Source organism: Chromobacterium sp. CCUG 76385 (assembly GCF_059916625.1).
The window spans coordinates 14,807-34,350 of sequence record NZ_JAUCGU010000009.1 but is presented as its reverse complement, the minus strand read 5'-3'; the positions used below and the strand labels follow the sequence as shown (position 1 = coordinate 34,350).

Here is a 19,544-nt window from a genome sequence, read left to right as displayed (position 1 = left end):
TTAGCCCCTAGCCCTTGCTGCCGCCTATTACCGCAATTATACGAATGGATTTATTGTCTGGAATCTCATTATGCGAAATCACACGCAGCTGCGGCAATGCCCGACGCAAGAAGCGGGCCAGTAGCGGCCGCAAGCCCGGCGCCGTCAGCAATACCGGATTGTACCCTTGAATCTCCACTTGCTCGGTCTGTTGTGCGGCGCTGGACAGCAGATTTTCTGCCAAGCCCGGCTCCAGTCCGCCGCCGGCCTTGGACTGAACCGCCTGCATCAGCACGTTTTCCAGCTGCGGTTCCAGCGTCATCAGTGGCAGTTCCGATTCGCCGGGGAACAGCTGCTGCACGATGACGCGTGACAGCGCGGTTCGCACCGCGCTGGTCAGCTCGTCTATGTCCTGATTCTGCGGGATATGGTCGGCCAGCGTTTCAATGATGGTGCGGAAGTCGCGGATGTGGATGCCGTCGGTCAGCAATTGCTGCAGCACTTTCTGCAAGGTGCCCACCGGCACCACCTTGGGCACCAGGTCTTCAATCAGCTTCGGCGATTCCTTGGCCTGATGGTCGATCAGCGCCTGCACTTCTTCGCGGCCGAGCAATTCCGCGGCATGGGTCTGCAGCAGGTTGGAGATGTGGGTGGCCACCACGGTGCTGGCGTCGACCACGGTGTAGCCCAGGCTTTGCGCTTCCTCGCGTTTGCCGGCGTCTATCCACACTGCCGGCAGGCCAAAGGCGGGATCGGTGGTCGGCGTGCCGCCGATCTCGCTGGTGACGCGGCCGGGATTGATCGCCAGGAACTGTCCGATGAAGGCCTCGCCCTGGCCGACTTCCACGCCCTTGAGCAGGATGCGGTAGGCGCTGGGCTTGATTTCGAGGTTGTCGCGGATGTGGACCGGCGGCACCAGGAAGCCCAGGTCCTGGGCGATCTTCTTGCGGATGCCGCGGATGCGGCGCAGCAACTCGCCATCCTGCGAGCGGTCCACCAGCGGGATCAGCCGGTAACCGACTTCCATGCCCAATTGGTCGACATGCTGCACATCGTTCCAACCGACCTCCGCCGCTTGTTGCTCCGGCGCCGGCGCCGGCTGGGCGGCCTGCAGTTCCCTGGCCAGTTGCTGTTTGTTGCGGTTCTCCATCGTCCGCGCCAGCGCCAGCAGACAGCCGGCGATCAGCAGGAAGGACAGGTGGGGCATATTGGGAACCAGGCCTATCATGCCGATCACCGCCGAGGTGATGTACAGCACCTGCGGCTTGGTGAACAGCTGAGTCAGGAACTGCTCCGACATGTCCTGATCGGTGCCGACGCGCGTCACCACGATACCGGCGGCGGTGGAGATGATCAGCGCCGGGATCTGCGCCACCAGGCCGTCGCCTATGCTCAGCAGGGTGTAGGTTTCCGCTGCCTGGCCCACCGGCAGGTCGTGCTGCACCACCCCGACGATCAAACCGCCGATGACGTTGATCAGGATGATCAGGATGCCGGCCATGGCATCGCCGCGCACATATTTGGAGGCACCGTCCATGGCGCCGAAGAAGTTGGCTTCCTCTGCGATGGTGGCGCGGCGCTTGCGCGCATCGTCCTCGCCGATCAGGCCGGCGTTGAGGTCGGCGTCGATGGCCATCTGCTTGCCGGGCATGGCGTCCAGGGTGAAGCGGGCCGAGACTTCGGCGATCCGGCCGGCGCCCTTGGTGATCACCACGAAGTTGATGATGGTGATGATGATGAATACCACGATGCCGATGGCGACATTGCCGCCCACCAGGAAGTGGGAAAACGATTCGATCACCTTGCCGGCGGCGTCCGGGCCGGTATGGCCCTCCAGCAGCACCACGCGGCTGGAGGCCACGTTCAGCGACAGCCGCAGCATGGTGGTGATCAGCAGCACCGACGGAAAGGACGAGAAGTCCAGCGGCTTGCGGACATTGATGCCCACCAGCAGCACGATTACCGACACCGCGATGTTGAAGGTAAAGAAGATGTCGAGCAGCACCGGCGGCAGCGGCAGGATCATCATCGTCAGGATGAGGATGATCAGCAGCGGCCCGGCAAGCTGGGCGATCTTCATGTTTCGCAGTATTTGGAGGATGGCGTCCATGCTGGCTTATCGGCTTTCTTCTGGCGCCGAATCTTGCGGACGTTTGCTGTACGGGTCAAGCTCCTCGGGCACATCCAACTGGTCAGGGAACACCGGAGCCGCGCCGCCAACCGACTGGTATTGCTGCAGCTGGAACACATAGGCCAGCACCTGGGCCGCCGCCGCGTACAGCGCGGCCGGGATGTCTTCGCCCAGTTCGGCGTTGAAATACAGCGCCCGGGCGAAACGCGGCGAGCGCATCACCGGCACCTGGCTGTCCTTGCCGGTGTCTATGATCTTTTCCGCCAGCTTCAGCGAGCCCTTGGCCACCACCTGCGGCGCGCGCATGCCGTCTTCGTACTTCAGCGCCACCGCGAAGTGGGTCGGGTTGGTGACGATCACGTTGGCCTTGGGCACTTCCTGCATCATGCGCTTGCGCGCGGCTTCGCGCTGCATCTGGCGGATGCGGCCCTTCACTTCCGGCGAGCCTTCCGCCTCCTTGTATTCCTGCTTGACCTCTTCCTTGGTCATCCTGAGTTTCTTGTAGTAGCTCCACAGTTGATAGGGAACGTCGATCGCCACCAGCAGTATCATCGCCGCGGTGACGATGAAGAAGGTGTGGATGATCATGTCGGTCATCTTCAGGATGGCGGCTTCCAGCGGCATGGCGATCAGACCGATGATCTCATCCCGCTCTTTCCAGATGTACCAGGTGGCGATGCCGCCGATCAGCAGGCTTTTCAGAATGGCTTTCAGGCCCTCGGTGGCGGCATTCAGCGAAAAGAGGCGCTTGATGCCGGGCAGGGGATTGAGCTTGCCGAAATTCGGCTCCAACGCCTTGGTGGTGAGGTTCCAGCCGCCCACCAGGGTGGGTATGAACAGGGCTACCAGCACCAGCCCGCCGAAAAACGGCGCCAATTGCCACAGCGCGCCGAAAATCGCTTCCTTGAATTGGCGCAGCGCCGGCTCGGTGTTCTGCACGGTGCTTTGATTGAAGGTGAGCAGCTGCCGCATGGTTTCGCGCAGGAAAACGGCCATCTTGCCGCCCAGCACCATCAGCAGGGAAACGCCGGCCATGGTGATGGCGAACGTCGACAATTCCCGCGATCGGGGAATATTGCCGTCTTCTCGAGCCGTAGACAGCCGTTTGGCTGACGCGGGTTCGGTGCGTTCGAGGTCTGAGTCTTCTGCCATGGGCTCGTTTCAGTTTTGCTTTAATAATGCTTTTGTCTTGATTTTAAAATGAATGTTAGCGTATGCCGGGCCGCTCCGGCCAGTGTTACAATCTGGGCCTTTGGTTTTGCCGCCTTGGCGGAGTGGGGAAAATCGACATGCAACAGTACCTCGACCTGATGCGCCATGTGCTGGAACACGGCCATGACAAGGCCGACCGCACCGGCACCGGCACCCGTTCGGTGTTCGGCTACCAGATGCGTTTCAATCTGCAGGACGGCTTTCCGCTGGTCACTACCAAGAAGCTGCATCTGAAATCGATCATCCATGAGCTGCTGTGGTTCCTGTCCGGCGACACCAATATCCGCTATCTGAAAGAAAACGGCGTATCGATCTGGGACGAGTGGGCTGACGAGAACGGCGACCTTGGCCCGGTGTACGGCTATCAATGGCGCAGCTGGCCGGCGCCGGATGGCCGCAGCATAGATCAGATCAGCCAGCTGCTGGACATGATCAAGAAGAATCCGGACTCGCGCCGGCTGATCGTATCGGCGTGGAATCCGGCGCTGGTGGACCAGATGGCGCTGCCGCCGTGCCACAGCCTGTTTCAGTTTTACGTCGCCGACGGCAAGCTGTCCTGCCAGCTGTATCAGCGCTCGGCCGATATTTTCCTCGGCGTGCCGTTCAACATCGCCAGCTATGCCTTGCTGACCATGATGGTGGCGCAGGTTTGCGGCTTGCAGCCCGGAGATTTTGTCCACACCCTGGGCGACGCCCATCTGTACAGCAACCATCTGGAGCAGGCCAGCCTGCAATTGACGCGCGAGCCGCGCCCGCTGCCGACCATGAAGCTGAACCCGGCAGTCAAAGACCTGTTCGCCTTCACGTTCGAGGATTTCGCGCTGGAAGGCTATGATCCGCATCCGCACATCAAGGCGCCGGTGGCGGTATGAGCGGGGCGAGCAAACCGATGCTGACGCTGGTGGCCGCGATGGCCGCCAACCGCACCATAGGCATCAACAACACGCTGCCCTGGCATCTGCCGGAAGACCTGAAGCATTTCAAGGCGGTGACCTTGGGCAAGCCGGTGATCATGGGCCGCAAGACCTGGGATTCGATAGGCCGGCCGCTGCCGGGGCGCCGCAATATCGTGGTGACGCGGCAGGCGGACTGGCGCGCGGAAGGCGCGGAAGTGGCCCATTCCCTGGAGGAGGCGCTGGCCTTGGCCGGCGCGGTGGACGAGGCCTGCCTGATCGGCGGCGCTCAGTTGTACCGCCAGGCGCTGGCCATCGCCGACAAGCTGTGCCTGACCGAAATCGGCCAGGCTTTTGATGGCGACGCGCATTTCCCGGCATTTTCCGCCGCTGATTGGCGCGAGACCGGGCGCGAGCAGGCGGTGGGCGCCAACGGGCTGGCTTACGCCTTTGTCGAGTACCTGCGCCGCTGACGAAGCGTATTGGCGAGACCCCGTCCGTTTCGACTATCTGGCCGGAAGCGTTTGCTTCCGGCTTTGTCATTTGCGGCAATGGAATGGCTGAATGAACAGTCCAAGTCATTTATCATTGATAACGTTATTTTTTTGATCTAGACCTGATGAAAAGCGTTTAGCGCTTGTTCAAACGCTCAAATCAATAACAACGCCGGCCTGGCCGGCTTCGCGTCGCAGCCTCGCCGCGCCGCGCCTTGTGCATGGTATTCGTGGCCTGAAATCCCATCCGATACAGGAGCACGAAGATGGCGCGCATCTCCACCCCCATCAGCGAGATCAAAGAGCATTACGAAGTCGTGGTGATCGGTTCCGGCTACGGCGGCGGCATTGCCGCTTCCCGCATGGCGCGGGCGGGCCGCAGCGTCTGCCTGCTGGAGCGCGGGCGCGAGATCGTTCCCGGGGAATACCCGGCCACGCTGGCCGAAGCCACGCCGGAATTCCAGGTGCACCACCCGGACGGCCATCTCGGTTCGCGCACCGGCCTGTATGATCTGCATGTCAATCCGCAGCAGAACGTCATGGTGGGATGCGGTCTGGGCGGCACCTCGCTGATCAACGCCAACGTCTCGCTGCAGCCGGAGCCGCAGGTATTCGAAGATCCGCGTTGGCCGCGCCGGGTGCGGGAGCACGCCGACACCTTGCTGAAAGACGGCTTCGCGCGGGCGCAGGAGATGCTGCGGCCCAATCCCTATCCGGACACGGCTCCGCCCTTGCCCAAGCTGCAGGCCAATCAGAAATCCTCGGAACGGCTCAAGGACAAGCACAGTTTTTATCGGCCGCCGATCAATGTCACCTTCGAGCCGCTGCCGGACAATCTCAATCACGTCGGCGTGGAGCAACAGCCGTGCAATTACTGCGGCGACTGCGTTTCCGGCTGCAACAACAAGGCCAAGAACACCACGCTGATGAACTATCTGCCCGACGCCTGCAATCATGGCGCGGAAATCTTCTGTCAGGCCTCGGTGCGCTATCTGCAGCGCGACGGCGACGGCTGGATCGTGCATTACCAGTACGTGGGCACTGGCCGAGAGCAATTCGACGCGCCGACGCTGTTCGTCAAGGCCGACATCGTCATCCTGTCCGCCGGCACGCTGGGCTCCACCGAGATCCTGCTGCGTTCGCGCGATCAAGGCCTCGCGCTGTCCGGCGAGCTCGGCAAGCACATGAGCGGCAACGGCGACATCCTCGGCTTCGGCTACAACAACGACGACAAAATCAACGGCATCGGCTTCGGCAGCCATTCGGGCAAGGATATCGGTCCGGTGGGGCCCTGTATCACCTCCATCATCGACATGCGCGACGAGACCGACTGGCGCAAGCGCATGGTGATAGAGGAGGGCTCCATTCCGGGCGCGATAGGCGGGGCCATGGTGCCGGCGATGGCGGCGGCATCGGCGGAGCTGGGGCAAGCGGCGGAGAGCGGGCCGCTGGCCAAGCTCAAATACCTTGCGCGAGAGGCGGAAAGCGCCTTGCGCGGGCCCTATCACGGCGCGATGAATCGGCTGCAGACGTATCTGATCATGAGCCACGACGACGGCGCCGGCGTGATGGCGCTGGACCAGCATGGCCAGCTGAAGCTGGAATGGCCGGGCGTGGGCGAGCAGCCCAATTTCGAGATCGGCAACGCGCGGCTGCTGGAAGCTACCCGCGCGCTGGGCGGCATCTACGTGCGCAACCCGATCTGGACCGACCTGTTCCGCCACAGCCTGATCACCGTGCATCCGCTGGGCGGCTGCGTGATGGGCGAGGACGCGGCCCAGGGCGTGGTCAACCACAAGGGCCAGGTGTTCAGCGGCGCCGCCGGCGACGCAGTGTATCCCGGACTGTACGTCACCGATGGCTCCGTGATCCCCACCTCATTGGCGGTCAATCCCTTGCTCACCATCTCCGCGGTCAGCGAGCGCGCGATGGCCTTGCTGGCGGCCGATCGCGGCTGGACCATAGACTATGCCTTGCCGTCGGCGCCGCGCCGGCGCCAGTCGCCCGCCAAACCCGGCATCGAATTCACCGAGACGATGAAGGGCTTCTTCTCCACCGCCCACCGCCAGCCGGCCGGCACCGATCTGGCGGCCTACCAGGCGGCGTATCAGGCTGGCAAGGATGCGGGATCGAGCATGGGCTTCACGGTCACCGTGCGCTCGGACGATCTGGATCAATTGATATCGAACCCGCAGCACCCGGCGACCATCGTCGGCACCCTGGACGCGCCGGCGCTGTCGTCGCGGCCGTTGACCGTCACCCATGGCGTATTCAATCTGTTCGAGACGTTTCCCGATCAGGTGGGCGTGCGGCACATGAACTACAAGATGCGGCTGACGGCGGAGGATGGCGCGGAATACTTCTTCAGCGCCTTCAAATCCGTGCCGAGCAACCACAGCGTGCTGCAGGCGTGGTCCGACACCAGCACCTTGTACGTCACCGTGTATCGGGGCGTGGATGAGGGCGGAGCAGTGGTGGGCAGCGGCGTGCTGCATATCGAGCCGGCCGATTTTGCGCGGCAGATGACTACGATGAAGGTGCTCAATGTGGAGAGCGAAGCCGAGCGGCTCAAGCAGCTGGCGCGCTTCGGGGAATACTTTGCCGGCGTGCTGTGGGACAGCTACGGCGGAGTGCTGGCGCCCAATATCTATTTCAACCCGGACGCGCCGCCGCGCAAGAAACGGCCGTTGAATGTCGGCGCGCCTGAGGTGGTATTCTTTGCGACCGAAGACGGCGTCCATCTGCGCCTGACGCGTTACCAGGGCGGCGGCAAGGGGCCGGTCATGCTGGTGCATGGCCTGGGCGTGGGCTCCAACATCTTTTCCACCGACACCATCCCCACCAATCTTGTGGAGTACCTGTACCAGCGCGGCTACGATGTGTGGCTGCTGGACTTCCGCGTCAGCATCCTGCTGGATGCCAGCAAACAGCAGTGGGACGGCGACCAGGTGGCGCGCTACGACTTCCCGGCGGCGATCCGGCAGATCCGGGAGCGGACCGGCGCACTCGATGTGCAATGCGTGGTGCATTGCTACGGCGCCACGACTTTCTTCATGTCGCTGCTGGCCGGTTTGGAGGGCGTGCGTTCGGTCGTGTGCTCGCAGATCGCCGCAGACATCGTGGTGCCGCCGGCCACCCAGGTTAAAACCGGGCTGCACCTGCCCAGCGTGCTGGACAAGCTGGGCGTGCATTCGCTGACGGCCTACACCGCTTCTGACTCGAGCTGGTTCGAGAAGCTGTACGACGCCGCATTGAAGGACTATGCGTTGGTGGAGGCGCAGGGCTATTGCGACAACCCGGTGTGCCACCGCATCACCTTCATGTACGCGTCCCTGTACCGCCACGCCACGCTGAACGAAACCCTGCACGACAATCTGCACGAGCTGTTCGGCATCGCCAATATGCGCACGATGGAACATCTGGCGCGCATGTGCCGCGAAGGCAGGCTGGTGGCGTTCGACGGCGCCGATGTCTACATGCCGCATTTCGATCGTTTGCAGCTGCCCATTTTGTTCATCAGCGGCGCGGACAACGAGTGTTACCTGCCCGAGAGTACCCTGCGCACCTACGACAAATTGGTGGAACGCTATGGGCCGGAACGTTACAGCCGCGTGGTGGTGCCGGGGTATGGCCATATCGACTGCATCTTCGGCAAGGATGCCGCCGCAGATGTGTATCCGGCCATCGCCGCCCATCTGGACAAGACCGCTCAGGTTTGACTCTTGCAGTACCCGCGCCTTGCGGCGCGGGTTCTCTGCCGCCACGAGGACAAGTCATGGAAAACGCATGCTCCGCCAACCCCTGGATCCGGTGGTTTCAGCGTTTCATCTGGATCGGGATCGTCATCAATATGGTATTCGCGGTGCCGGCGCTGTTCTGGCCGGACTATCTGAATGCCAGCTTCGGCCTGCCTACCCAGGCGGTTTACCCTTGGCTGCAAAACGCCGGCATGCTGCTGGTGGGGATCAGCCTGTTCTATGCGCCGGCCGGCGTCTGCGCCACGCGCTACCCGGTGTATGCCTGGCTGTGCGTGCTGTCCAGGCTGATCGCCGCGGTATTCTGGGTCTATCTGATCCAGACTTCGGGTTATCCAGACGCCTTCCGGCCCTTGCTGTATTCGGACGGGGCGATGTTCCTGATTCTGGGCGGCCTGCTGTATGCCGGCATGCCGCCGGAGCAGCGGCCGTGGTCCTTGCTGTGCTCGGGCCTGTGCACCCTGTGGCGTTGCATGGCGCATGGTTTCAGCGGCGCCAGGCGCAAGGCGGCGATTGTCATCGTGCTGGTATTGGCCTTCGTCGGCTATGAAACCTGGGCCAATCTGTTCCGCGAAGTGCCGCAGCCCGCGCTGCAATCCGATGTCGAGCATTTCAAATATGCCGCCATCGGCCTGGGGCCGGACGCCCGCATTCCGTTGTATGTGTTTTCGGTTCTGCCCCAGGTGTGCGCGCAACGCATGCCGAGAATGGGAACGGGCTGGCAGACTTTCGGCTTCATCTATGAAGGAGGACATGATTTGCCCATCGGCCTGGCCAAGCGGCAGATCGGCTATCCGTCGGTAGAGCCCAATTGCGCCCTGTGCCATACCGGCCAGTACCGCAAGAGCGCGGATGATGTGCCGGTGCCGGTGCCCACCGCGCCGGCGGCGCTGTTGGATCTGGAGTCGTTCCAGTGGTTCCTCTACGACTGCGCCGGCGATCCGGACTTCAAGTCCAAGGTGATGGACGCCATCAACCAGCATTACGATCTGGGGCCTATCGAAAAACTGTTCTACCGTTTCCTGATCGTGCCGGCCACCCAGCAGGCTTTTCTCAAGCAGGAGAAACAGTACGCCTGGCAAAAGCTGCGGCCGCTGCAGGGGCCGGGACGCACCGACACCTTCAATCCCACCAAGATGGCGATTTTCGGCTTCCCGGACGACTCCACCATAGGCACGGTGGACTTGCCGCAAATCTGGAACCAGAAGCCGCGCGAATCAATGTACCTGCACTGGGACGGCAATAACAACGACATCCACGAACGCAATTATGCCGCGGCCATGGCCGTGGGCGCGACGCCGCAGTCGGTGCTGCCGGCCGAATTCCAGCGCGTGACCGACTGGCTGCTGACGCATGAACCGCCCAAGTGGCCATTCGGCGGTCTCGATCAGGTGCGGGTGGCGCGCGGGCGCACGCTGTGGGAGCAGAACTGCGCCAAATGCCATGATTTTGGCAAAACCGACACCGGCCAAGTGACGGTGGGGCTGGATGAGCTGGGCACCGATCCCTACCGCGTCAACTCCTTCACCGTCGGCCTGGTGGACAAATTCCATCAGTTCAAGAAACCGCCGTTCGACTTTGGCGCCTATCGGAAGACGCAGAGCTACAGCAATACGCCCACCGATGGCGTCTGGCTGCGCGCGCCCTATCTGCACAACGGCTCGGTGCCGACCTTGTGGGACCTGCTGCAGCCATCGGACAAGCGGCCCAAGATGTTCTATCGCGGCTCCAGCGTGTTCGACACCCGCAATGTGGGTTTTCTCAGCGGCGGGCCGGACAGCAAGGGCGGCGGTTACTTCCAGTTCGACACGCGCTTGCCGGGCAACCACAACACCGGGCATGAATACGGCGTCCATCTGAGCGACAGCGACAAATGGGCGCTGATTGAGTACATGAAGACGCTGTAAATCAGCGGCGATAAAACCAGGAGGCGGGCGATGGATGTGTTTGCAGATTGGAAGAGCAGGATTGAGAGCGATCTGGCGGCGACCGAACAGAATCTGCAGCAGAAGCAGCAGATGCTGGCGCGCTTGCAGCAGGCGCATGATCAGGTGTGGGAGGTGATCAATAGCGGCTCCACCTCTTCGGCCGGCATTCCGTGGGAGTTTGCCCATGGCCTGTCCATTCTCGGGGGCGTGCTGCACGGCAAGCCGCTGCCCACCACCGAGGCCGAGCTGCCGACGCGAGTGATGGATGACGGCACGCTGCTGGGCTGCCGCAAGTGGGAGCTGCTGGACCCGGGATGGGGCGAGTCGCTGGTAGCCTGGTTCGAACACCTGGCGAACCGCGCGCCGTGGGCGAGCAAGCCGGCGGCGCTGACCATGCCCGACCAGGTCAGCTTCAATATCGCCGGCGATTGGGGCAGCGGCGACTATATCGCCGGCAAGGTGGCGGCGGCGATGGCCAAGCAGCCGGCCGATTACGCCATCCATTTGGGCGATGTCTATTACGCCGGCGCCAGTCCGGACGAAGGCCGCGACTTCGCCAACTGGCCGGCCGGCGGACGCGGGCAATTCACGCTGAACTCCAACCATGAGATGTACAGCGGCGCGTTTGGCTATTTCCAGGAGCTGGGGCTGCGCTTCCCGCTGCAGCAAGGCACCAGTTATTTCAGCTTGCGCAACGCCAATTGGCTGATTCTAGGTCTGGATACCGCCTATTGGTCGGACAAGTACAAGCTGTATATGGACGGCGCCTTGGGCGACGCGCAGACGGCATGGCTGAAAGCCACTGCCGCCGGCTGGACGGGCAAGATCATGCTGCTGTCGCACCATCAGGGCTATTCGATAGACGGTTCGGCGACCACCCCGCTGTACGACGAAGTGACGGCGGCCTTGGGGCGGGCGCCGGACTACTGGTACTGGGGACATCTGCACAATGTGATCTGCTATCAGCCGAGCAACGGCATGCTGGGCCGCTGCGTCGGCCATGGCGCCATTCCCTATGGCCCGGCCAGCATTCTGGACGGCAAGCCGCAGGTGGCATGGGCGGAAACACGCTCGGCTGACGACAGCCAGTACCCGCAGCGGGTGCTGAACGGCTTCATCCGGCTGGAACTGAATGGCATGGCGCTGACGGAAACCCTGTACGACGAAAACGGGCAGCGCCACTGGCCATTGCCGTGATGGCCAGCGATGGGCAAAAGCAAAGGGCTGCCTGGGGCAGCCCTTGCCATTCGATGCCTCGGCCAGCGCCTGGCATGCTCAGCCGCGGCCCTCCAAGGCCTCGGCCGCGCTTTGCGCCAGCTGGCTGTAATCGCGGCCGAAATCGGCCACCATTTGCTTCAGTCGCGCGGTATCGCGCGCGATCAGAGTTTTCAGCAGGCTTTCCAGGAACAGGTGGGTGCGCTCCATCTGGCTCTGGCCGGCGCGCAGAATGGCGTACAGGCAGCGCTGGGTCAGCGGCAGCATGTCGTTCAGGGTGTCGGTCAGGTAACGGTTGTCGGCATGTCGGTACAGCGCGGACAGGAATTCGATGCCGTAATCGTAGAAGGCTTGCAGGTCATCGCGGCGTCTAGCTTCTTCCAGCTGCGCCATCAGCTCGATGAAGCGCGCCAGGTCGTCGTTCTGCCAGCCGGCAGCCAGATTTTGCACCACTCGTTCCAGCAGCAGAAACCATAGATCGAAGAAGTCGCGCACGTCGCGCGCGCTGATGCTGGCCACTACCGCGCCGCGGCGCGGGAAGATGTCGACCAGATGGCGGCGCTGCAAGATCAGCAAGGCCTCGCGCACCGAGCCGCGGCTGACTTCCAGCTCGGACGCGATGCGCAGTTCCTGTATCCGCTCTCCCGGTTTCATCTCGCCTTGGATGATCTGCCTGCCGAGATATTGGGCGATCTGTTCGGTCAACAGGTCGTTGGCCTTGAATGTCATGCGTCATCTCCGGAATGGAATGTTATCGTTCTCGTACGTATTGTAAGGCATGATGATGCCAGATTGTCCGGCAATATCCTGTTGGTTTGCCGGTCTGTATCCAGTGCGGGGCGTCGAGCCTAATGACGCAGCCCTGCGGCGGCGCATTATCATGCATCTGCTTCAGAAAGGGCGGCCATGATATCAATCAGACGATTAAAACGCATGTTTTGTGTTTCTGTTGACAGCTGGATGTGGAATTTTCTGTCGCCAGCGGCGCGGAAGGGGCTGAGTGCTTGCGCTTAGGGGGATGCGCGCCGTCCAAGACTGCAGGAGCGGCGCGCGGGGTCTTACTCCGCCGAGCGGCGGGTGGCCATCAGGTAGTTGACGTCGGTATCGTCGTTCAAGGAGTAGATGCGGGTGATGGGGTTATAACCCATACCGCTGAGACCGTGCAGGCCCAGGCCGGCGTGCCGCGCCATGCGCCCCAGCTCGGACGGTTTGATGAAGCGGGCATATTCATGCGTGCCGCGCGGCAGCATGTTCAGCACATACTCCGCGCCGACGACGGCGAGCATATAGGCCTTGGCATTGCGGTTCAGCGTGGAGAAAAACACCCAGCCGCCGGGCTTGACCAGCGTGGCGCAGGCGCGCACCACGCTTTGCGGGTCCGGCACGTGTTCCAGCATTTCCATGCAGGTCACCACGTCGAAGCTGGCCGGCATCTCCGCCGCCAGTTCTTCCACCGGCACGCAGCGGTAATCGATGGGCACCCCGGATTCCAGGCTGTGCAGCTGCGCCACCTTCAGCGACTTCTTGGCCAGGTCGATGCCGGTCACCTGGGCGCCTTTTTGCGCCATGCTCTCGGCCAGGATGCCGCCGCCGCACCCCACGTCCAGCACCTTCTTGCCGGCGAGGGAGGCGTGGCGGTCGATGTAGTCCAGCCGCAGCGGGTTGATTTCGTGCAGCGGCTTGAATTCGCTGTCCTTGTCCCACCACTTGTGCGCCAGCTGGCTGAATTTGTCGATTTCGAGTTCGTCTACGTTGCTCATGCTTTTACTTTGCCAGGATGCGGTTGCGCCAGTCGTCGGCGCGGGCTTTCAGGGTGGCCTCGTCCAGCGTCTTCAGCTTGCGGCCGGCCATCAGCGCGCGGCCCTTGACCCAGACGTGGCTGACTTGCTCGCGGCCGGCGGCGTACACCACGTGCGAGATCGGGTCGAAGGCCGGCGCGGTTTCCAGTTCGGACAGGTCGATGGCGATCAGGTCGGCATCCTTGCCCACCTTGACCGAGCCGGTCTTGTCGGCGATGCCCAGCGCGCGCGCGCCGTTCAGCGTGGCCATGCGGATGGCGGCGGCGGCGGGGACGGTGGTCGGGTCCAGCGTGCCCACCTTGGCCAGCAGGGCGGCCAGGCGAGTCTCCGCCAGCATGTCCAGCTTGTTGTTGGAGGCGGCGCCGTCGGTGCCGATGCCTACGGCGATGCCGGCGTCCAGCATCTTGCCGATGGGAGCGATGCCGGAGGCCAGCTTCATATTCGAGGCCGGATTGTGGGCGGTGGACACGCCGTATTTCGCCACCAGCTCGATTTCGGCGTCGTTCAGGTGCACCATGTGCGCGGCCACCAGCCGCGGCGACAGCATGCCCAGCTGCTGCAGGCGGGCCAGCGGGCGCTGGCCGTGTTCCTTGACGCTGTTGTTCACCTCGTCGGCGGTTTCGTGGATGTGGCAGTGGATCAGCATGTCTTCCTGCTCGGCCAGCGTCACAACCTTGCGGAAGGTATCGTCCGATACGGTGTAGGGCGCGTGCGGGGCCAGGGTGAAGGTCACCAGCTCTTCGCCCAGGAACTGGCTGCGCTCGGCCATGCCCTTGGCGATGTAATCGTCGGCGTTGGTCGCGTAGTTGGTCGGGAATTCCAGGATGGAACAGCCGACGAAGGTGCGCATGCCGGAGGCCAGGCCGGCGCGCGCCATCGCGGCGTTGTAGAAATACATGTCGTTGATGGTGGTGGTGCCGCCGCGGATCATTTCGCCCATGGCCAACAGCGCGCCATCGAATACGAAGTCGTCGCGCACATGCTTGCCTTCGGCCGGCCAGATGTGGTTTTGCAGCCAGTCCATCAGCGCTTTGTCGTCGGCCAGGCCGCGCAGCAGCGTCATCGCCGAATGGCCGTGCAGGTTGACGAGGCCGGGCATCAGCACGTGGTCGGGCAGCTCCAGCCGTTCGTCGGCTTCCAGCGCGGCGGCGTCGGCCGCTGGAATAATGGCGGCAATCCTGCCATCCTTGATCGCCAGCGCGTGGTTTTCCAGGATTTCGCCATCCGTTTCCACGGTGATGATCCAGCGGGCGGAGATAATCTTTTCATAACGTGACTGCGGCATGGTGTGAATCCTGAACGCGTTGTCAAAAAGTGTCGTGGATTTTAGGCCCTGCGGCCCCGGCAAGGCAATGCGCTGCCCTTTATCTCCGGCGGTATCGGCGCATCCATGCGTGAAAATGACAATTGCAGATGACTTGTGGATATATAGAGGAAATGCTGGCCGACGCCGGTGTATACTGCTGATTGCACATATAAAACCCACTCCGGATACGAACTCCGAAACTTCGGCGAAGCAAAGACTAGCGCGACATGGCTCAACAAGCAGACGATAAAACCACTGCCAGCACTGGCCTGAATCTGAGGGACGTGTTTCTCATCGCCGTGATACTCGGCTTGCTGATCCCTGCCTCCATCATCAGCTATCTCAGTTTCAACATCCAGAAAGACAATCTGACCGCGCAGCTGGACACCGACCAGCGGCGTCTGCTCGACATCGTCGCCCTCGGCATGCAGGAGCCGTTGTGGAACCTCAGCCGCCAGGCCGGCAATCCCTTGATCGCGTCGGTGATGGAAGACCCGCGCGTGATCTCCATCCGCGTCACCGACACCCAATCCAACCAGGTGTTTCTGTCGGCGGTGCACAGCGAGCGCCGCATCGGCAGCGTGTCCTATGTCGAAAAGCCCGTCATCTACCGCGGCGAGGCCATCGGCCAGGTGACGATGGAGTTCGACAACGAGAACCTGGCCATCGCGCTGAGCAATCAGGTCAAGAACATCCTGACGATTCTGGCGGCGCAGCTGGTGCTGTCCATCATGCTGATCATGAGCATCCTGCACTCGCGTTTTCTGCGGCCGATGCGTTTGCTGACCGAGCAGGCGCGGCTATTGGCCGAGTTGAAACTGGACACGCCGTTTGAGTGGTCGCGCCGCGACGAGCTGGGCCGCTTGGGCACCCACCTGGAGTGGACCCGTTCGGAATTGAAGCGCCTGGTGGACGAGCTGCGCGCCAAGACGCTGGCGCTGGAGGCCGATATCTCGCGCCGCCGCGAAGTGGAAGACGCGCTGCGCCGCTCCGAGAACAAATACCGCGAGCTGTTCTGGTCCAATCTGGACGGCATCGTCATCAGCTCGCTGGACGGGCAGGTCATCGACGCCAACCCGGCCTTCCTCAACCTGATGTGCTACAGCCTGGACCAGCTGAAACAGCAGAATTTCTGGAGCCTGGTGGCGGAAGAGAGCGAGGCGCTGGAGCGTTTCAATCTGGACAACAAGGTGCTGCGCTTCGGCTATTGCGACGAATTCGAAGCCACTTATCTGAACCGCTTCGACAACCAGGTGCCGGTCAGCGTCAAGACGGTGGCGATGCGCGACGCCTTCGGCCGCATCAACGCGGTGTGGCGCATGGTGCGCGACATCTCGGAAAAGCGCGCGGCGGAGGAGCGGGTGCAGCTGGCCGCCAAGGTGTTCGAGAACACCGTCGAAGGCATCATGATTACCGACGCCGACAAGCGCATCCGCAGCGTCAACCGCGCCTTCACCGAAATCACCGGCTACACCCAGCACGAGGTGCTGGGCCAGAAGACCAGCATCCTGTCGTCCGGCCGCCACGACGCGCCGTTCTACGAGCAGATGTGGCAGGCCATCGGCGAGAACGGCTCCTGGCAAGGCGAGCTGTGGAACCGCCGCAAAAACGGCGAGGTCTATCCGGAGTGGCTGGCGATCAACGCGGTGCGCAACAGCCTGGGCGAGATCACCCACTATGTGGCGATTTTCAGCGACCTGACCGAGCGCAAGGCCGCCGACGACCGCATCCAGTTCCTGGCGCATTTCGACGTGCTGACCAGCCTGCCCAACCGCGTGCACATGCAGGACCGGGTGGAGCTGGCCATCCACAACGCGGTGCGCGACAACCAGCGACTGGCCCTGCTGCTGCTGGACCTGGACCGCTTCAAGACCGTCAACGAGTCGCTGGGCCACTCGGCCGGCGATACCCTGCTGCAGGTGGCGGCGGACCGCATCCGCTCGGTGCTGGCGCCCGGCGAGATGCTGGCGCGCCAGGGCGGCGACGAATTCATCATCCTCTTGCCCCTGATTTCCGATCCGGGCGAGGCCGCGTTGGCGGCGGAGCGGGTGCGCGAGGTGTTCGCCAGCCCGATCGAGCTGCACAACCACGTGATCACCATCACGCCCTCCATCGGCATCAGCGTTTACCCGGACGACGGCCGCGACTACGAAACCCTGGTGCGCAACGCCGACGCGGCGATGTACCACGCCAAATCTTCCGGCCGCAACAGCTACAAGTTCTACACCGCCGACCTGAACGCCCGCGCCCGCGAGATCCTGGCCATCGAAAGCCAGCTGCGTTTCGCGCTGGAGCGCGACGAGTTCGTGCTGCACTACCAGCCGCAGGTGGACATGAAAACCGGCTGCATCATCGGCGCCGAGGCGCTGATCCGCTGGAACCACCCGTCGCTGGGTCTGTTGGGCCCGGTGCGTTTCATCCAGGTGGCGGAGGAGCGCGGCTTCATCGTGCAGATCGGCAATTGGGTGATCGCCGAGGCCACGCGGCAGATGGTGGCGTGGCGCCAGGCCGGCTTGCCGGAGGTGACGCTGGCCATCAACCTGTCGGCGCTGCAGTTCCGCCAGCCCGACTTGGCCGAACAGGTGCAGCAGGCCTTGTCGTCGCATGATCTGCCGGGCCACGCCCTGGACATCGAAGTGACCGAGAGCGTCATCATGGAAGACGCGCAGGCCACCATCCAGGCGATAGACACCATGAAGAGCATGGGGCTGCGGCTGTCCATCGACGACTTCGGCACCGGCTACTCCAGCCTGTCCTACCTCAAGCGCTTCAAGGCCGACAAGCTGAAGATCGACCGCTCCTTCGTGCGCGACATCCCGCAGGACGCCGACGACAGCGCCATCGCCCGCGCCATTATCAATATGGCGAAGAACCTGAATATGCAAGTGGTGGCGGAAGGGGTGGAGACGATGGAGCAATGGCAGTTCCTGGAGCAAGAGGGCTGCGATTTCGTCCAGGGCTATTTGATCGCCAAGCCGCTGCCGGCGGAGGAGTTTGCCGCGCTGCTGACCCAGGGCAGCCTGCTGCCGCAGGATGGGTGACAGGCGTTCAGACATGCCCAAGGCCCGCGCAGAAGACGCGGGCCTTTTTCTTGTCGCGCGGTCAGAATGAAACGCGCGCGCCGGCTCGGTTATGCCGTCACCCGCGGCGAGATAGACAGCCGGACTTGCTGCCTGGCGGCGCCGGCGCCGGATCCGCGCGGGGAACCCGTGGCTGCCGTCAGCATCTGTATTGGAGCGGAGTCGCTCAGCGACGCCCAGATACGCGCCTATTCCGGCCCGTTGATCCAGGCCGCCCGCCAGCTGGCGGCCCGTATTGCGTAGCATCCGGATGGCGTAACCATACAGCAGGGCGGACGAGGGGAAGGCATGGCCGGGGATGGCGAAGTGATGGAGGTGCATAAGTGGAGCAGCCTGCTGCGCGTGGTGGCGAGCCTGTTGCTGGGCTATGCCTTGCTGATGGTGGGCAATGCGCTGAGCAATACCCAGACCTCGCTCGCCTTGCTGCAGCAAGGCGTGCCGGTGACGGTGGCCGGCTTGGTGCAGTCGGCTTATTACGCCGGCTTCTTCATCGGCGGTTTCTTCTGCAGCGCCATTGTGCACCGCTATGGCCACCACCGCGCCTTTGCCGCGTTGGCGGCCGTCATCTGCATCGTGGTGCTGGCGCAGGCGCTGGTGCATTCTCCCCTGTTGTGGGCGCTGGTGCGCTTCGTCAACGGCCTGGCCATCGTCGGCATCTTCATGGTGGTGGAGAGCTGGCTCAACGGCTGCGTCGGCAATGCTCAGCGCGGCCAGTTGTTCTCGCTGTACATGATGGTCAGCTACCTGGGCGCCAGCGCCGGCCAATGGCTGCTCAAGCTGCCGCTGACCCAGCCAGGTTGGCCCTTCATCGTGGTGGCCATGCTGTTTGCGCTGGCCATCATCCCGGTGACGCTGACCAGCCAGCGGCCGCTGACCTTGGTGGCCGCGCCGGCCGGCAGCGTGGTGCTGCGCACATTGCGCACCGTGGGCGAGCTGCGGCGTCTGGCGCCGTTGGCGCTGTACGGCGTGTTGATCGCGGGCTGTTTCAACAGCGCCTTTTACAGCATGTTGCCGGTGGTGCTGAGCCAGTTGAGTTATCTGCCGCACCAGATCGGCAATTTCATGGGCCTGGCGCTGCTGGCCGCGCCGCTGCTGCAGTGGCCGATGGGAAAATGGGCGGACCGCAGCGACCGTTGCCTGCTGTTGTCGCGCACGGCGCTGACCGTGGTGGTGGCCTCGCTGCTGCTGACCCAGCTGCTGGACACGGTGCTGCTGCTGCCCTTGGCGCTGGTGTACGTCTGCGTGGCTTTTACTTTCTACGGCACCTTGAGCGGCGTCGCCAACGATGCCATGCCGGCGGAACGACGGGTGGAAACTAGCGCGGCGTTGCTGACGCTGTACGCGCTGGGCGGCACGCTGGGGCCGCTGTTGTGCTCGCTGGCGATGGGCGCGCTGGGCGCCGCGGGCTATTTCGCGATATCCACAGCCATGGCCGCCGCCCTCTTGGGGCTGGCCGTATGGACGCTGCAGCAGCGCCAGGGGCGTTTGCCTTTCATCGACTACCTGCGCCGCATCGGGGCCAGGCTCTAGTTTCAAGCGGACCGGGTCAAAACCAAACCCCGCCTGGGCGGCGGGTGCTTGCGATGGATGGTCAGTAGCGGGAGTCGTTGACGCTAGGGGCTGTTGACGTTTGGTGGGCGGTCGCGCCGGGATGCGTTTTGCGCCGAATCGAGGCGCTTCGCGCGCCGCATAGCATTCTCTGCCAGCGCGGAACAACGAAGAGTCGGCGCGAAAGGCGCCCGGCCCTGCGGG

At 63.1% G+C, this 19,544-nt stretch carries 13 protein-coding genes; 8 read left to right on the top strand and 5 right to left on the bottom strand.

Going from position 1 to position 19,544, the window contains the following annotated elements; translation table 11 throughout:
• Positions 1 to 7: 7 nt before the first annotated feature.
• Both flhA and flhB read right to left on the bottom strand, forming a co-directional pair.
• The gene (flhA, locus tag QUG01_RS08220) at positions 8 to 2,089 is read right to left on the bottom strand and encodes a flagellar biosynthesis protein FlhA (protein ID WP_500829707.1); all 2,082 of its coding nucleotides are present in this window, start codon (positions 2,087 to 2,089) and stop codon (positions 8 to 10) included.
• Positions 2,090 to 2,095: 6 nt separating this feature from the next.
• Positions 2,096 to 3,262 (bottom strand): flagellar biosynthesis protein FlhB, encoded by a 1,167-nt coding sequence (gene flhB, locus QUG01_RS08215; RefSeq protein WP_500829706.1) that lies wholly within the window; start codon positions 3,260 to 3,262, stop codon positions 2,096 to 2,098.
• 137 nt (positions 3,263 to 3,399) lie between these two features.
• On the opposite strand from flhB, the gene QUG01_RS08210 reads away from it, so the two are divergent.
• The 5 genes from QUG01_RS08210 to QUG01_RS08190 all read left to right on the top strand — a co-directional run bounded on the left by QUG01_RS08210 (position 3,400) and on the right by QUG01_RS08190 (position 11,589).
• Positions 3,400 to 4,194, top strand: a complete 795-nt coding sequence (locus QUG01_RS08210; protein ID WP_500829705.1) for a thymidylate synthase — start codon at positions 3,400 to 3,402, stop codon at positions 4,192 to 4,194.
• On the top strand, positions 4,191 to 4,688 hold the full coding sequence (locus tag QUG01_RS08205) for a dihydrofolate reductase (protein ID WP_500829704.1): 498 nt from the start codon (positions 4,191 to 4,193) through the stop codon (positions 4,686 to 4,688). Before QUG01_RS08210 ends, QUG01_RS08205 begins: the two co-directional genes overlap by 4 nt.
• A 287-nt stretch (positions 4,689 to 4,975) precedes the next feature.
• Entirely contained in the window at positions 4,976 to 8,428 is a 3,453-nt protein-coding gene (locus tag QUG01_RS08200) for an alpha/beta fold hydrolase (protein ID WP_500829703.1), read from the top strand.
• A 56-nt stretch (positions 8,429 to 8,484) separates the two neighbouring features.
• Complete coding sequence (locus tag QUG01_RS08195) at positions 8,485 to 10,371, top strand: c-type cytochrome (protein WP_500829702.1); 1,887 nt, start codon at positions 8,485 to 8,487, stop codon at positions 10,369 to 10,371.
• 30 nt (positions 10,372 to 10,401) lie between these two features.
• Positions 10,402 to 11,589 carry a metallophosphoesterase family protein gene (locus QUG01_RS08190; protein ID WP_500829701.1) on the top strand — a complete coding sequence of 396 codons (1,188 nt, stop codon included), beginning with the start codon at positions 10,402 to 10,404 and terminating at the stop codon, positions 11,587 to 11,589.
• Positions 11,590 to 11,667: 78 nt separating this feature from the next.
• Here the strand turns inward: QUG01_RS08190 and QUG01_RS08185 are convergent, their stop codons facing one another.
• From QUG01_RS08185 to QUG01_RS08175, 3 genes are all read right to left on the bottom strand, one after another.
• A complete protein-coding gene (locus QUG01_RS08185; RefSeq protein WP_500829700.1) occupies positions 11,668 to 12,336 on the bottom strand; it encodes a GntR family transcriptional regulator in 669 nt (222 codons plus the stop codon).
• 329 nt (positions 12,337 to 12,665) lie between these two features.
• A complete protein-coding gene (gene ubiG / locus QUG01_RS08180) occupies positions 12,666 to 13,367 on the bottom strand; it encodes a bifunctional 2-polyprenyl-6-hydroxyphenol methylase/3-demethylubiquinol 3-O-methyltransferase UbiG (protein WP_500829699.1) in 702 nt (233 codons plus the stop codon).
• A 4-nt stretch (positions 13,368 to 13,371) separates the two neighbouring features.
• Positions 13,372 to 14,691, bottom strand: a complete 1,320-nt coding sequence (locus QUG01_RS08175; protein ID WP_500829698.1) for a TRZ/ATZ family hydrolase — start codon at positions 14,689 to 14,691, stop codon at positions 13,372 to 13,374.
• A gap of 248 nt (positions 14,692 to 14,939) precedes the next feature.
• Between QUG01_RS08175 and QUG01_RS08170 the strand changes: the two genes are divergently transcribed.
• The 3 genes from QUG01_RS08170 to QUG01_RS08160 all read left to right on the top strand — a co-directional run bounded on the left by QUG01_RS08170 (position 14,940) and on the right by QUG01_RS08160 (position 19,322).
• Positions 14,940 to 17,753, top strand: coding sequence for an EAL domain-containing protein (locus tag QUG01_RS08170; RefSeq protein WP_500829697.1), 2,814 nt, complete (start codon positions 14,940 to 14,942; stop codon positions 17,751 to 17,753).
• A 66-nt stretch (positions 17,754 to 17,819) separates the two neighbouring features.
• Positions 17,820 to 18,035 (top strand): IclR family transcriptional regulator domain-containing protein, encoded by a 216-nt coding sequence (locus QUG01_RS08165; RefSeq protein WP_500829696.1) that lies wholly within the window; start codon positions 17,820 to 17,822, stop codon positions 18,033 to 18,035.
• A gap of 45 nt (positions 18,036 to 18,080) precedes the next feature.
• Positions 18,081 to 19,322: an MFS transporter gene (locus QUG01_RS08160; RefSeq protein ID WP_500829695.1), complete on the top strand. Its 1,242-nt coding sequence runs from the start codon at positions 18,081 to 18,083 to the stop codon at positions 19,320 to 19,322.
• Positions 19,323 to 19,544: the final 222 nt, after the last annotated feature.